The 15,420-nt window shown below is 42.5% G+C and carries 13 protein-coding genes; 6 read left to right on the forward strand and 7 right to left on the reverse strand.

The window, feature by feature from the left end; genetic code table 11:
* Window positions 1-2 precede the first annotated feature (2 nt).
* On the reverse strand, window positions 3-1,022 hold the full coding sequence (locus MHB62_RS03960) for an NADP-dependent oxidoreductase (protein WP_015715494.1): 1,020 nt from the start codon (window positions 1,020-1,022) through the stop codon (window positions 3-5).
* A gap of 481 nt (window positions 1,023-1,503) precedes the next feature.
* Window positions 1,504-2,724 carry an MFS transporter gene (locus MHB62_RS03965; RefSeq protein ID WP_003233743.1) on the reverse strand — a complete coding sequence of 407 codons (1,221 nt, stop codon included), beginning with the start codon at window positions 2,722-2,724 and terminating at the stop codon, window positions 1,504-1,506.
* A gap of 335 nt (window positions 2,725-3,059) precedes the next feature.
* On the opposite strand from MHB62_RS03965, the gene MHB62_RS03970 reads away from it, so the two are divergent.
* Window positions 3,060-4,523: a formylglycine-generating enzyme family protein gene (locus tag MHB62_RS03970; protein WP_003244287.1), complete on the forward strand. Its 1,464-nt coding sequence runs from the start codon at window positions 3,060-3,062 to the stop codon at window positions 4,521-4,523.
* 572 nt (window positions 4,524-5,095) lie between these two features.
* On the opposite strand, the gene yfmF is transcribed toward MHB62_RS03970, so the two are convergent.
* The 5 genes from yfmF to MHB62_RS03995 all read right to left on the reverse strand — a co-directional run bounded on the left by yfmF (window position 5,096) and on the right by MHB62_RS03995 (window position 9,405).
* Window positions 5,096-5,896: a Fe(3+)-citrate ABC transporter ATP-binding protein YfmF gene (yfmF, locus tag MHB62_RS03975; RefSeq protein ID WP_003233737.1), complete on the reverse strand. Its 801-nt coding sequence runs from the start codon at window positions 5,894-5,896 to the stop codon at window positions 5,096-5,098.
* 12 nt (window positions 5,897-5,908) lie between these two features.
* Window positions 5,909-6,910, reverse strand: coding sequence for a Fe(3+)-citrate ABC transporter permease YfmE (yfmE, locus tag MHB62_RS03980; RefSeq protein WP_003233735.1), 1,002 nt, complete (start codon window positions 6,908-6,910; stop codon window positions 5,909-5,911).
* Window positions 6,907-7,908 (reverse strand): Fe(3+) dicitrate ABC transporter permease FecD, encoded by a 1,002-nt coding sequence (gene fecD, locus MHB62_RS03985; RefSeq protein WP_015482945.1) that lies wholly within the window; start codon window positions 7,906-7,908, stop codon window positions 6,907-6,909. The genes yfmE and fecD overlap by 4 nt, the downstream gene beginning before the upstream one ends.
* Before the next feature lie 72 nt (window positions 7,909-7,980).
* Window positions 7,981-8,928 carry a Fe(3+)-citrate ABC transporter substrate-binding protein YfmC gene (gene yfmC, locus MHB62_RS03990; protein WP_032722992.1) on the reverse strand — a complete coding sequence of 316 codons (948 nt, stop codon included), beginning with the start codon at window positions 8,926-8,928 and terminating at the stop codon, window positions 7,981-7,983.
* A 108-nt stretch (window positions 8,929-9,036) separates the two neighbouring features.
* Entirely contained in the window at window positions 9,037-9,405 is a 369-nt protein-coding gene (locus MHB62_RS03995; RefSeq protein ID WP_032722993.1) for a YfmB family protein, read from the reverse strand.
* A 243-nt stretch (window positions 9,406-9,648) separates the two neighbouring features.
* Here MHB62_RS03995 and MHB62_RS04000 point away from each other — a divergent pair, with 243 nt between their 5' ends.
* From MHB62_RS04000 to citT, 5 genes are all read left to right on the forward strand, one after another.
* Window positions 9,649-9,996: a general stress protein gene (locus MHB62_RS04000; RefSeq protein WP_003233729.1), complete on the forward strand. Its 348-nt coding sequence runs from the start codon at window positions 9,649-9,651 to the stop codon at window positions 9,994-9,996.
* A 190-nt stretch (window positions 9,997-10,186) separates the two neighbouring features.
* Window positions 10,187-11,449 (forward strand): pectate lyase, encoded by a 1,263-nt coding sequence (locus MHB62_RS04005; protein WP_029726877.1) that lies wholly within the window; start codon window positions 10,187-10,189, stop codon window positions 11,447-11,449.
* A gap of 125 nt (window positions 11,450-11,574) precedes the next feature.
* Window positions 11,575-13,011, forward strand: coding sequence for an anion permease (locus MHB62_RS04010; RefSeq protein WP_003233725.1), 1,437 nt, complete (start codon window positions 11,575-11,577; stop codon window positions 13,009-13,011).
* A gap of 126 nt (window positions 13,012-13,137) precedes the next feature.
* Window positions 13,138-14,766 carry a two-component sensor histidine kinase CitS gene (yflR, locus tag MHB62_RS04015; protein WP_032722994.1) on the forward strand — a complete coding sequence of 543 codons (1,629 nt, stop codon included), beginning with the start codon at window positions 13,138-13,140 and terminating at the stop codon, window positions 14,764-14,766.
* A complete protein-coding gene (citT, locus tag MHB62_RS04020; RefSeq protein ID WP_003242754.1) occupies window positions 14,738-15,418 on the forward strand; it encodes a two-component response regulator CitT in 681 nt (226 codons plus the stop codon). The genes yflR and citT overlap by 29 nt, the downstream gene beginning before the upstream one ends.
* The last annotated feature ends 2 nt before the right edge of the window (window positions 15,419-15,420 follow it).

Raw genomic sequence — 15,420 nt, forward strand, 5'->3', positions numbered from 1 at the left:
ATTCAGCTCGGATCACTGACCTTGATCAGCTGTTTCCCTTTATTTTCTCCCTTAAATAAACCGAGAAACGCGTCAGGAATGTTTTCGAAGCCTTCTGTGATGGTTTCCTCGTAATGGAGTTTACCAGCCTTCAGCCATTCGGCCAGCTGTTTTGCTCCCTCAGAAAAACGATCGGAGTAGTCGCTTACGATAAAGCCTTGCATCAGCGACTTCGTTTTAATGAGTTTTGATTGGACACGAGGGCCCATGTCATCTGCTTCGCTTTCTGCGTTATAGGAAGAAATGGCGCCGCACACCGGAATGCGGGCAAATTCATTGAGCAGATTCATCACCGCGTCTGAAATCGGTCCGCCGACATTGTCAAAATACACATCGACACCGTCAGGACAAGCGTTTTGAAGCGCTTTTTGGATATCATCCGCTGTTTTGTAATTGATGGCTTCGTCAAACTGAAGCTCCTGTTTTAAATAGTCGATTTTTTCATCAGAGCCCGCGATGCCGACGACTCGCGCGCCTTTGATTTTGGCAATTTGCCCGACTGTTGAACCGACGGCTCCGGCAGCTCCTGAGACAACCACGGTTTCGCCTTCCTTCGGGCGTCCGATGTCCAGCAATCCGAAGTATGCTGTTAAGCCGGTCATTCCCAAAATGCCGAGATAGGCCGAAGCGGGAGCAAGGCTTGTATCAATTTTTCGCAAGGCAGACTCGCTCACAGCGGAAAATTCCTGCCAGCTGAGATTTCCGATGGCGATATCGCCTTTTTTCAGATGATTCCCGTCTGACACAACTTCAGCGATAACCCCGCCAGAAAGCGCTTCATCCAAGGCGAATGGCTCAACATATGACTTCGTATCCTGCATACGGCCGCGCATATAAGGGTCAACCGAAACATAAAGCGTTTTGACAAGCACTTCCCCTTGCTTGGGTTCAGGAACCGGAATGGTTTCAAAGCGAAAGTCTTCATGAACAGGAATACCTTGTGGACGTCTTGCTAATTGAATTTGCTGCTGAGATGCTGTCATTTTCATCCTCCTATCACTTGGTTGACACCACTGTAACATGGACAGGAGAGGAAATACAAAAGGTAAGCTGGCATACAAAAAAGGTTATAGATGAGCTTATGCTTTCTACAAGCTCTTTTGTTTTAAAAGTTCTCTTTAGTCATTTATCATTATTAGAAAACAGAACAGAAAAAGAGCTCCTGTACACCTAGCTAAGATTGGCTAGTGTGTATGTCGATTCTTTTTCATATTCTTGCAAGCATCTGCGAGGGGGAGCTTAGTCGTTCACATTTTGCTTTCGCATCAATCTGCAATAGCAAAGTCTATGCGATTTTTTTACATCAGCAAAGATTTGTTCAATTTTTTCCTTTTATGCCGAGTTTTTCTGAAACAGATAATTGATGGTACTCAACCATTTTCTTTTGGTCAATAAAGTAATGTTTACTTATTAATTAAACACGCGAAAAAGCAAACGAAAACATAATTAAATTTTATATATTTATTAAAAGCTTATATGTTTATTTACCTTTTTTTTGAATTGTAATTGAGAAAATCCATATATTGCGGACACTAATAAAAGAATACCTGCTGAAACATAAACTAAACGAACTCCAAGGAAATCTGAAATAGCCCCTATAGCCAGAATTGAAAACATAAAAATGAACTGTACTAAAGAAGACCTTGCAGACATTATATTAATTCGAGTTTGCTCGGTTGTTATGTTCTGAATAAGTGTTTCTTGTGTAAGATCTCTTAATATATAAGCCGGCCCCATAAAGAGAACCAAAATTAGAGCTAAGTATGAATTACTTATAAAACCATATATTAAAGTTAAACTTCCATATGAGACAGCGCCAATTAACATAAAATTAATTAACTTATTTTGAAATCTCTCCGACAGCTTATATATTATAAATCCCCCTATCATCGAACCTAAATAATATGCTCCATTAATAAATCCCCACCATGATTCTCCTTTATGCAAGACTTCGTTAACGAAAGCTAAAGAGACAGATCCTATCCAAATCATTCCTGCCCATGACTCAATTAAATCCATAATAATAATTGTTCTAAGTTTCTTTTGGCTAAATAAATACCGCCAACCACTTACTATACTCTTATTGGGAGAATTTTTTTCACGTATGACAGAATTAGCGTGGCCATGTGGTAGACAAAATAAAAGAGAAAGAAGAGATGTAAACAACAAAAAGATAGTAAGTATAATGGTATATCCCTCACCTAAAAATGCAATTATGAGACCACCTAAAGACCAGCCTACAAATTGAAAAGTTTGGTCCACTGTAGATAATAATCCATTTGCTTTTACTCTTCTATCAGGAGAGATTATTTCCCCTATAATTGCACTTTTTAAAGGTGAGAACCATCCATTAAAAAAGGAAATACAGCTAATAATAATAAAGACTAAAATGAGAGTTTGATTAGAGTAAGTTCTTAATAAAGCATAGAACAAACATATTAATAACAGCATTTGTATCAATTGAGAAATAATTATTGTAAGAGGCAGTTTTAATCGAATTGTTATTAACGGTAATATAGCACTTCCAAAAATACGAAAAATAATACTTATTAATGTCACCATAGAGGCGATGGTTGTCGAATTGGTCATTTTAAACAAAAACGAAATCACTACCATAGTATATAGAGAAAAACCTAAATTTGTAGTGGTCTGGCTAAATAAAATAGAATAATAACCTTTACTCATATGTATCCTCCCTTGGAATAATTTTTCTCGGTAAAGAGCTTAAACATATTTAAACACCTTAAAACAACAAAAGTAAAGAAAAAATTTCCTTGTAAACTATTTACTTTTATTCTATTTATTGTTATTGTTTATTTAAGTTCTCTGACTATTCTATCAATATTCAGGGAACCACATATCTTATTAAAGGGGGGAAAACCATGAGAAAATTAAGAAAAAACTGGAGAAAATCGATTGTTAGCCCGGTTCTTTATACTAATGAAAAATGGTAAACACTTAGGGAATAGCATTTAATGCTATTCCTTATTTCAACAAACAAATCGGGAGGTTATCGTAATTTGACTCTATTAATGCAAGATCATAAATCAATTTACAATAAAGATATAGAAATATTAATTGAAGTTGAAGAACTTATTACTTCTGTTCCAGAAAATAAAAAAAATGATTTTAAGAGTTTAATCGATAATAGAATTATGACTCTACTAAATAAAATTCAACACCCTGTAGCAGCGGAAAATGTGTTTGGGATGTGTATTGCTTATCCGAATACTTACATAAGGTATAGATTAATTGATTTCGTTGAAAAATGGGTACCTTATTTCTCTGCTGTAGAAACTATAATCAATCTAACCCAGGATCCGGATGATTTAGTTTCTTTTAAAGCTATGGATGTCTGTGCAAATCATAAAATTGAAGAATCTGTAGCATATTTGTCTTCGATTATTGATGATGTCCGGGAGAGTATAAGCTACCCTAAAAAACCTGTGGGATTAGGGGCCCAAAAAGTATTAAGTACATTATTAGATATATTCGGTGTTGAAAAACATGAAGAGCTAGTAATGCTAAAAAATTATTTTGATCAAAATGGTATACTTCCTAATAACTTTGACTTTGAAGAAAAAATTCCTCAAAGTCTAATAGAGGAATTCGAAAAAACAGAAGAAGATGGGATGATTTTAATTCCGGGTGGCTTTTTTGAATTCGGTTTAAATGAAAATGAAATTCCTGACAAAACATTTAATTGGAAAGATGCTGTTCCTAGACAAAAAGTATGGTTACCTCCATTTTTTATCGATAAGTATCCTGTTACAAATAAAGATTATGATATCTTTACCGAGTTCATAGAGGAAAATGGGCATATATTCTGTCATCCTAATGAACCGCAGAATAAACAACATAGAAGAAATACATATTGGGATGATAGGTATTTAGATAATCATCCCGTTACAGGTATAGATTTTTATGATGCATTTGCTTACGCAAGATATAAGGGGAAAGAATTGCCAACCGAGTTTCAATGGGAAAAAGCTGCTCGAGGCGAAAAGGGTAATGTCTGGCCTTGGGGAGATAAATTTGATCCTGCAAAGGTTCAATATGCTGGAAGTCTTTATAATGAACCCATTACTTCTTTAAAGTCCTGGAGAGAAAATTTATTAAAAGCTCATGCTGATAAAGAATTAAATCATTTAACAAGTGATATTTTTGAACAAAATGGTGAAAGTCCCTATGGAGTATGCGGTATGATCGGCGGAACATGGGAGTGGACTAGAAGTGAGCTTAAAACAAAGAGAGCTTTCCACCCTATTTTTGAGAATGTACCATTTAATAGTGTTAACTCATTTGCCGTTCTTAAAGGAGGATCATTCTTCTCTCATCCAGGCTTAATGTTCCCTTCTTTTAGAGCAAAAGATATTCCTTTCTGTCGACACAATGAAATGGGGATTAGATGCGTAAAGAATATTCCAGTATATAAAATTAGAGAATCAATTAATGGGCCAATTACTAATAAAGCAATTTATTAATCATTCTAGGTTAGAGACTTGATAAAAGTATACTAGCATTGTGTAATAATGTTCATCTTGTAGAAAAAACAATGTTTTTTCTACAAGATTTTATTTTAAATGCTTTTCATAATTATCAGGGATTGAGAATCAGAAAAAGAGCCATTAAGCTCGATCTTAGCTAGGTATTACGATCTTCTGTATATTATTGTGAGAAATATAGAAGATTCAGTTAGTTAGCATTTCGATTTTAAGCTGAGCCTGCAATAGCAAAGCATCTGTTTTGATTATTCTTTTTCTGATACATAAGCTAATTTTGTCGCTTTTCTTTTTTGTCTTTTCACGCATTTCGAGGATGACTTACTATAATTCTTTCAGCTTTTCTATGTGTTAAGATTCGAATAGATGAAATAACTTTAACAAGTTGGTCAATAAGAACAGATTTAACTTTATGTTAAAAGAGTATCTCGTATAGAACATAAGAAGAATGACGAGTTTTTTAAGATTATCATCAATTATGTGAGAATAAAATATTATAAGGGAAAATGAAGGCTGTCACGTTTCTCGACAGCCCTAGGGATTTCCTCTCCTTTTCATTTCGCCCGTAATTTCGGGCACAGTCCCGTCGGCAGGCACATTGGCTTCTGGTCGATCGGGCTTCTCATGATGCAGCATTCCAAGCCGAAGACTTCACGGAAAAATGGCTGGGTGAACACATCTTCCGGTGTTCCGGCATTGTATATTTTTCCGTCCAGCACACTGATCAGATAGTCAGCATATTGAGCGGCCTGGTTTAAATCATGGAGCACCATGACAACGGTGCGGCCATGGTCGCGGTTCAGCTTTTTCAGCAGTTCAAGTACTTCAATCTGGTGTGAGATGTCTAAATACGTGGTCGGCTCATCAAGCAAAAGCAAATCAGTGCCTTGCGCAAGTGCCATGGAAATCCAGGCTCTTTGTCTTTGGCCGCCTGAAAGGGCATCCAGCGTCCGATCCTTCAGTTCAATCATGCCCGTTGCTTCCAGCGCCCACTCTACCATGTCATGATCCTCTTGGGTATGCTTGGATAACAGCTTTTTGTGAGGATGTCTGCCAAAATAGCATAATTCCTCTACCGTCAATCCTTCAGGAGCCTGAGGAGATTGTGGAAGAATGGCCAGTTTTTTTGCGACTTCTTTTGATGGCTGGCGGTGGATGTCTTTTCCTTCTAGTAGCACTGTACCGCTTTTCGGGGCCATCAGCCTGGCGAGCGATTTGAGGATTGTTGATTTACCGCAGCCATTAGCGCCGATGAGCGCAGTGATTTTTCCTTCTTCTATCTTTAAGTCGACTCCGTCAATAATCACTGTACTGTCATATGAAAGAGTGAGCTGGTCTGCAGCCAGTTTTCCCATGGTATCCTCTCCCTACTGTTTCCTCGCTTCGAATTTCAATAAATATAAGAAATAAGGCGCGCCGATCACGGCTGTCAGTATTCCGGCAGGTATTTCAACCGGAGGCATGATGCCGCGCCCTAACGTATCTGCAATTAATAATATAATAGCACCAATCAATGCCGATGCAGGCAGTAAATATTTAGCTTTTTCTCCGGCAAGCCGTCTGGCGATATGCGGAGCAAGCAAGCCGATAAAACCGATTGAGCCGACGACGGCTACACAGCTTCCCGCCAACGCCACCGCGGTGAAAATCAGGATGAATCTCAGCCGGTTTGCGTTTTCTCCGAGACCCTGTGCAAGCTCATCCCCGAGTGACATAAGATCCAGCTTCGGTATGAGAATGCAGACGATCGGAAAAAGAATCAAAAGCCATGGCGCAAGCAGGTTGACTTCTTCCCAGTTTCTTCCCCAAAGGCTTCCTGTCAGCCAAATGAGTGCAGCATTCACGTCGCCCGGAAACTTGACCATCATATATTGCATTCCGGCGTGGCAGACCGCGCCTAAAGCAATGCCTGATAAAGCCAGTGAAGAGGGCTGAATGCTCTTTTTTCGGGCTATCATTAATAATAGTACAGCAATAATGGCGGCTCCGGCAAATGCGGAGAACGGAAGCACGTATACCGGCGACTCAGGAAAGATGAGAATCACAGCCATCGCTGCAAGTCCGGAGCCTTTTGAAATGCCGACAACGTCCGGGGAAGCGAGCGGATTTCGGATCACACCCTGTAAAATCGCTCCGGCAGCGGCAAGCCCAGCACCGGCCAAAATCGCTAATATAATGCGGGGCAGACGATATTGCTGGATGATAAATTCAAAGGAATGATCCAGTCCCAGCAGATTCGTCACTACCGCATCAGGTGAAATGTATAATGCACCGATTCCAATGCTGATGACGGACAGAACGATTAAAATCACGGCCAATATGAGTATCGCCAGCAAGGGGCGTTTTTGTTTTCTAATTGTTTTCTTCATTTCAGATGCCGCCCTTTCCTTGCCAAATATAAGAAAAACGGCGTTCCGATAATCGCGGTGACAATGCCGACCGGTGATTCATAAGGAAATGCAATCCATCTGGCCAGAACATCTGCGTACACCAGCAAAATGGCACCGAACAGTGCCGAAAACGGAAGCACGTATTGATAATGTTCTCCGATCAGCTTGCGGACAATATGCGGGACGAGCAGCCCGACAAAGCCAATCGGCCCGGCGACGGCTACGGAAGCGCCGGAAAGGATTAAAATAATCAAACTGATCAGAATCCGGATGCCGTTCATATTTTGTCCAAGCCCTTTTGCTGTTTCGTCTCCGAGACCGAGAACAGAAACAGAACCGGAAAATACGAGGGCAAGCCCGATGCCAATGACAGAAAACGGAGCGATGGTTATGACGTCCTGCCAGTTGCTGCCGTCGATTGCGCCTGTCATCCAGTACAGAACATCCTCACCTGACTCATTTAAAATAATGATGGCCTGTGTCATAGAGGAGAGGAACAAGTGCACGGCCATTCCCGACAGCGCCAGCTTGACAGGTGTCATTCCGCCGGATGAGGCAATCATATATACAATCGCGCCGCCTGCTGCCGCACCCGCAAAAGCGAATATAACAGATGAATAGGGCGATGCCGGCAGAATGACGAGAGAAGCAACGACAAAAAGCGATGCACCCGCATTCACACCGAAAATTTGGGGTGAAGCCAGAGGATTTCTGGTCATAGCCTGCATCAGCGCCCCTGCTACAGCTAGGCTGGCGCCGACAAAAACGCCGATTAATGTGCGGGGAAGGCGAAGAGTAGAGATGATGAGCTGTTCCTTTGAACCGTCCCATACAAAAAGATATTTCAATGAATCTATGATGCCGATGTCTGAGGCTCCTACTGAAAGATTCAGCCCAAGCCCAAATATAAAAATAATCAGTGCAATGATGAACATCATCAGTCTTGATGATGAGCGCCGTTTGGCTGAATGATACAACAGTCTCACTTCCTTACTGCGTCTGGTTGCAAAAACGAAGAAGCAAGGATTTCCCCTCGCTTCTCATTTGTCCTATTTATTATACACTTTTTTAAGCACATCTTTGGCGCTTGTTTCACTAGACTTGATGCCTCTGAATCTTGTCCAAGTGTCACGGTCCGCATCATAGACTTGTCCATTTTTCACCGCTTTGAGATTTTTCCAGAGCGGGTTCGTTTTCCACTCGTCTACAATGGTTTTGCCTTCGTTGGCTGAGATGAACAAAATATCAGGATCGATTTTGCTCAATTGCTCTAGGCTGACCTCTTGATAGGCGTTATCTGACTTCACAGCGTGTGTAAAGCCTAGCATTTTAAAGATTTCTCCGTCATAGGATGATGATGTATGAAGCTGGAAGGAATCCGCCCTTGCAACGCCGAGAACGATGTTGCGGTTTTCATCTTTCGGAAGTTCGGCTTTTAGATCGTTGATGACTTTTTTGTGATCGGCAAGCTTTTCTTTTCCTTCATCTTCTTTATTTAATGCTTTAGCAATGGTCGTAAAGCTGTCGATCGTTTCGTCATATGTCGCTTCACGGCTTTTTAATTCAATCGTCGGAGCGATTTGTTTCAGCTGTTTATAAATGTTTTTATGGCGCTCAGCGTCAGCGATGATTAAATCAGGCTTCAAGGAACTGATGACCTCAAGATTGGGTTCGCTGCGTGTGCCTACAGATGTGTAATCAATGGAGCTGCCGACAAGCTTTTTAATCATATCTTTTTTGTTGTCATCTGCGATGCCCACCGGCGTAATGCCGAGATTGTGAACGGCATCCAAGAATGAAAGCTCAAGCACAACCACCCGCTTAGGTGTGCCGCTTACTGTCGTTTTTCCTTCTTCGTCATGGATCACTCTGGAATCCTTAGACTTGCTTTCGCCGCTTCCGTTGTTATTCTGGCTTGATGAACAGCCGGATACAATGAGGCAGGCGAGCAATAAAACACTCATGATGGCAATCAACTTGTTAGAATAGGTGCGCATGTCATTCTTCCTTTTTTCAGATTTAGTAATGAGAATCATTATCACATGTAACACTATAATAGCATGGCTTATCATGTCAATATTTTTTTAGTAAAGAAAGCTGCGTTTTTACTGCTTTCTCATGAAAGCATCATCAGACACAAATAAGTGGTATGCAGCGTTACCGTGTCTTCGAGACAAAAACGCATGGGCGTTGGCTTTAGAGGTTTCGAACATATCAGCAGTGACATAAGGAAGGAGAGTGCTGAGATAACCGGACAATTTCTTTTCTATTTCATCTGTTAGTGCAAATTCAATGTCGCCGATATTCATGATAATCGAGAAAACAAAGTCGATATCGATATGAAAATGTTCCTCGGCAAAAACCGCAAGTTCGTGAATTCCTGGTGAACATCCGGCACGCTTATGAAAAATCTGTTTGACTAAATCACTCACAATCCAAGCATTGTATTTCTGTTCTGGTGAAAAGTATTGCATTAGACATACCTCCTGCTCGTACGGATAAAGGCAGCGTTTCATGGTCGTGTGCTCCGTGCAGCGGCTTCTCCTTAATTTTGATTTTTCTGAAAATAGGTCCCGTTCCTATCACTTTACCATGGACGGAAAACAAATAGCTACTACCATTCCTCCTGTTTTTCTCTTTAATGTTCTGGAATCTGTTTCAGGTACAGACGATCGGGTATGAAAGAAATATAGAAAACATGAAGGAGGAATATCGACATGAAACCAGTTGTAAAAGAGTATACAAATGACGAACAGCTCATGAAGGATGTAGAGGAATTGCAGAAAATGGGTGTTGCGAAAGAGGATGTATACGTCTTAGCTCACGACGATGACAGAACTGAACGCCTGGCAGACAACACGAACGCCAATACGATCGGAGCCAAAGAAACAGGTTTCAAGCACGCGGTGGGAAATATCTTCAATAAAAAAGGAGACGAGCTCCGCAATAAAATTCACGAAATCGGTTTTTCTGAAGATGAAGCCGCTCAATTTGAAAAACGCTTAGATGAAGGAAAAGTGCTTCTCTTTGTGACAGATAACGAAAAAGTGAAAGCTTGGGCATAAAGCAAGGAAAAAACCAAAAGGCCAATGTCGGCCTTTTGGTTTTTTTGCGGTCTTTGCGGTGGGATTTTGCAGAATGCCGCAATAGGATAGCGGAACATTTTCGGTTCTGAATGTCCCTCAATTTGCTATTATATTTTTGTGATAAATTGGAATAAAATCTCACAAAATAGAAAATGGGGGTACATAGTGGATGAAAAAAGTGATGTTAGCTACGGCTTTGTTTTTAGGATTGACTCCAGCTGGCGCGAACGCAGCTGATTTAGGCCACCAGACGTTGGGATCCAATGATGGCTGGGGCGCGTACTCGACCGGCACGACAGGCGGATCAAAAGCATCCTCCTCAAATGTGTATACCGTCAGCAACAGAAACCAGCTTGTCTCGGCATTAGGGAAGGAAACGAACACAACGCCAAAAATCATTTATATCAAGGGAACGATTGACATGAACGTGGATGACAATCTGAAGCCGCTTGGCCTAAATGACTATAAAGATCCGGAGTATGATTTGGACAAATATTTGAAAGCCTATGATCCTAGCACATGGGGCAAAAAAGAGCCGTCGGGAACACAAGAAGAAGCGAGAGCACGCTCTCAGAAAAACCAAAAAGCACGGGTCATGGTGGATATCCCTGCAAACACGACGATCGTCGGTTCAGGGACTAACGCTAAAGTCGTGGGAGGAAACTTCCAAATCAAGAGTGATAACGTCATTATTCGCAACATTGAATTCCAGGATGCCTATGACTATTTTCCGCAATGGGATCCGACTGACGGAAGCTCAGGGAACTGGAACTCACAATACGACAACATCACGATAAACGGCGGCACACACATCTGGATTGATCACTGTACATTTAATGACGGTTCGCGTCCGGACAGCACATCACCGAAATATTATGGAAGAAAATATCAGCACCATGACGGCCAAACGGATGCTTCCAACGGTGCTAACTATATCACGATGTCCTATAACTATTATCACGATCATGATAAAAGCTCCATTTTCGGATCAAGTGACAGCAAAACCTCCGATGACGGCAAATTAAAAATTACGCTGCATCATAACCGCTATCAAAATATTGTCCAGCGCGCGCCGAGAGTCCGCTTCGGGCAAGTGCACGTATACAACAACTATTATGAAGGAAGCACAAGCTCTTCAAGTTATCCTTTTAGCTATGCATGGGGAATCGGAAAGTCATCTAAAATCTATGCCCAAAACAATGTCATTGACGTACCGGGACTGTCAGCTGCTAAAACGATCAGCGTATTCAGCGGGGGAACGGCTTTATATGACTCCGGCACGTTGCTGAACGGCACACAGATCAACGCATCGGCTGCAAACGGGCTGAGCTCTTCTGTCGGCTGGACGCCGTCTCTGCATGGGTCGATTGATGCTTCTGCTAATGTGAAATCAAATGTCATAAATCAAGCGGGTGCGGGTAAATTAAATTAAGAAAGTGAAAAACACAAAGGGTGCTAACCTTTGTGTTTTTTAATTAATTAAAATGTTTATTAACTTAGTTAAGGAGTAGAATGGAAAAGGGATCGGAAAACAAGTATATAGGAGGAGACCTATTTATGGCTTCAGAAAAAGACGCAGGAAAACAGTCAGCAGTAAAGCTTGTTCCATTGCTTATTACTGTCGCTGTGGGACTAATCATCTGGTTTATTCCCGCTCCGTCCGGACTTGAACCTAAAGCTTGGCATTTGTTTGCGATTTTTGTCGCAACAATTATCGGCTTTATCTCCAAGCCCTTGCCAATGGGTGCAATTGCAATTTTTGCATTGGCGGTTACTGCACTAACTGGAACACTATCAATTGAGGATACATTAAGCGGATTCGGGAATAAGACCATTTGGCTTATCGTTATCGCATTCTTTATTTCCCGGGGATTTATCAAAACCGGGCTCGGTGCGAGAATTTCGTATGTATTCGTTCAGAAATTCGGGAAAAAAACCCTTGGACTTTCTTATTCACTGCTATTCAGTGATTTAATACTTTCACCTGCTATTCCAAGTAATACGGCGCGTGCAGGAGGCATTATATTTCCTATTATCAGATCATTATCCGAAACATTCGGATCAAGCCCGGCAAATGGAACAGAGAGAAAAATCGGTGCATTCTTATTAAAAACCGGTTTTCAGGGGAATCTGATCACATCTGCTATGTTCCTGACAGCGATGGCGGCGAACCCGCTGATTGCCAAGCTGGCCCATGATGTCGCAGGGGTGGACTTAACATGGACAAGCTGGGCAATTGCCGCGATTGTGCCGGGACTTGTAAGTTTAATCATCACGCCGCTTGTGATTTACAAGCTGTATCCGCCGGAAATCAAAGAAACACCGGATGCGGCGAAAATCGCAACAGAAAAACTGAAAGAAATGGGACCGTTCAAAAAATCGGAGCTTTCCATGGTTATCGTGTTTCTTTTGGTGCTTGTGCTGTGGATTTTTGGCGGCAGCTTCAACATCGACGCAACCACAACCGCATTGATCGGTTTGGCCGTTCTCTTATTATCACAAGTTCTGACTTGGGATGATATCAAGAAAGAACAGGGCGCTTGGGATACGCTCACTTGGTTTGCGGCGCTTGTCATGCTCGCCAACTTCTTGAATGAATTAGGCATGGTGTCTTGGTTCAGTAATGCCATGAAATCATCCGTATCAGGGTTCTCTTGGATTGTGGCATTCATCATTTTAATTGTTGTGTATTATTACTCTCACTATTTCTTTGCAAGTGCGACAGCCCACATCAGTGCGATGTATTCAGCATTTTTGGCTGTCGTCGTGGCAGCGGGCGCACCGCCGCTTTTAGCAGCGCTGAGCCTCGCGTTCATCAGTAACCTGTTCGGGTCAACGACTCACTACGGTTCTGGAGCGGCTCCGGTCTTCTTCGGAGCAGGCTACATCCCACAAGGCAAATGGTGGTCCATCGGATTTATTCTGTCGATTGTTCATATCATCGTATGGCTTGTGATCGGCGGATTATGGTGGAAAGTACTAGGAATATGGTAGAAAGAAAAAGGCAGACGCGGTCTGCCTTTTTTTATTTTCACTCCTTCGTAAGAAAATGGATTTTGAAAAATGAGAAAATTGCCTGTGAAAAATGGTATGATCTAGGTAGAAAGGACGGCTGGTGCTGTGGTGAAAAAGCGGTTCCATTTTTCCCTGCAAACAAAAATAATGGGGCTGATTGCGGCTCTGCTGGTCTTTGTCATTGGTGTGCTGACCATTACGTTAGCCGTTCAGCATACACAGGGAGAACGGAGACAGGCAGAGCAGCTGGCGGTTCAAACGGCGAGAACCATTTCCTATATGCCGCCGGTTAAAGAGCTCATTGAGAGAAAAGGCGGACATGCGGCTCAGACGCAAGAGGTCATTGAACAAATGAAAGAACAGACTGGCGCGTTTGCCATTTATGTTTTGGACGAAAAAGGAGACATTCGCAGCGCCTCTGGAAAAAGCGGATTAAAGAAACTGGAGCGCAGCAGAGAAATTTTGTTTGGCGGTTCGTATGTTTCTGAAACAAAAGCGGATGGACGAAGAGTGATCAGAGGGAGCGCGCCGATTATAAAAGAACAGAAGGGATACAGCCAAGTGATCGGCAGCGTATCTGTTGATTTTCTGCAAACGGAGACAGAGCAAAGCATCAAAAAGCATTTGAGAAATTTGAGTGTGATTGCTGTGCTTGTACTGCTGCTCGGATTTATTGGCGCCGCCGTGCTGGCGAAAAGCATCAGAAAGGATACGCTCGGGCTTGAACCGCATGAGATCGCGGCTCTATATCGTGAGAGGAACGCAATGCTTTTCGCGATTCGAGAAGGGATTATTGCCACCAATCGTGAAGGCGTCGTCACCATGATGAACGTATCGGCGGCCGAGATGCTGAAGCTGCCCGAGCCTGTGATCCATCTTCCTATAGATGACGTCATGCCGGGAGCAGGGCTGATGTCTGTGCTTGAAAAAGGAGAAATGCTGCCGAACCAGGAAGTAAGCGTCAACGATCAAGTGTTTATTATCAATACGAAAGTGATGAATCAAGGCGGGCAGGCGTATGGGATTGTCGTCAGCTTCAGGGAGAAAACAGAGCTGAAGAAGCTGATCGACACATTGACAGAGGTTCGCAAATATTCAGAGGATCTCAGGGCGCAGACTCATGAATTTTCAAATAAGCTTTATGCGATTTTAGGGCTGCTTGAGCTTGGGGAGTATGATGAAGCCATTGATCTGATTAAAGAGGAATATGCGATGCAAAATGAACAGCATGATCTTTTATTCCATAACATCCATTCGCAGCAGGTGCAGGCCATTTTGTTAGGGAAAATAAGCAAGGCATCGGAAAAGAAGGTCAAGCTGGTGATTGATGAGAACAGCTCACTCGCGCCTCTTCCTGCGCATATCGGCTTGTCCCATCTTATTACGATTATTGGCAATTTAATTGATAACGCTTTCGAAGCTGTAGCGGAGCAAAGCGTGAAGGAAGTTTTGTTTTTTATCACGGATATGGGCCATGACATTGTCATTGAAGTATCAGACACAGGGCCCGGTGTGCCGCCAGAGAAAATAGAAGCTGTGTTTGAGAGAGGCTATTCTTCAAAGGGGATGAGGAGAGGCTACGGTCTGGCCAATGTGAAAGACTCAGTGCGTGAACTGGGCGGCTGGATCGAACTGGCGAATCAAAAAACTGGCGGGGCGGTATTCACTGTATTTATACCGAAGGAGAAACAAAGGGGGAATCCATTTGATTCACATCGCGATTGCGGAGGATGATTTTCGAGTTGCGCAAATCCATGAGAGATTGATTAAACAGCTTGATGGATTCAAGATTATCGGCAAGGCGGCTAACGCAAAAGAGACATTGGCGCTTTTGAAGGAACACAAGGCTGATTTGCTTCTGCTGGATATTTATATGCCGGACGAGCTTGGGACCGCGTTGATTCCTGATATACGAAGCCGATTTCCTGAAGTGGACATTATGATTATCACAGCGGCAACAGAAACCCGGCATTTGCAGGAAGCGCTAAGGGCAGGGATTGCCCACTATTTGATCAAACCCGTAACGGCTGACAAGTTCAGGCAGGTGCTGCTTCAGTATAAAGAAAAAAGGAAGCTGCTCATGTCTCAGCCGGAGGTCAGCCAATCCATGATCGACCATATTTTTGGGAACGGTGTGAAGACAGCTTTGCCGGCAGAGGATTTGCCGACTGGCATTAATTCGATTACACTGCGAAAAATTAAGGAAGCGCTTCAGACTGCGTCAGAAGGATTGACAGCGGAGGAACTTGGGGAAAAAATGGGGGCGTCACGAACAACTGCCCGCCGTTATGCCGAGTACCTTGTGTCAAAGGAAGAAGCAAGAGCCGAGCTTGAATACGGGATTATCGGCAGGCCGGAGAGAAAATATTATTTGGCGGCGGATTAGAT

The sequence above is a fragment of the Bacillus sp. FSL K6-0255 genome, assembly GCF_045040725.1.
Taxonomy (GTDB): domain Bacteria; phylum Bacillota; class Bacilli; order Bacillales; family Bacillaceae; genus Bacillus; species Bacillus subtilis.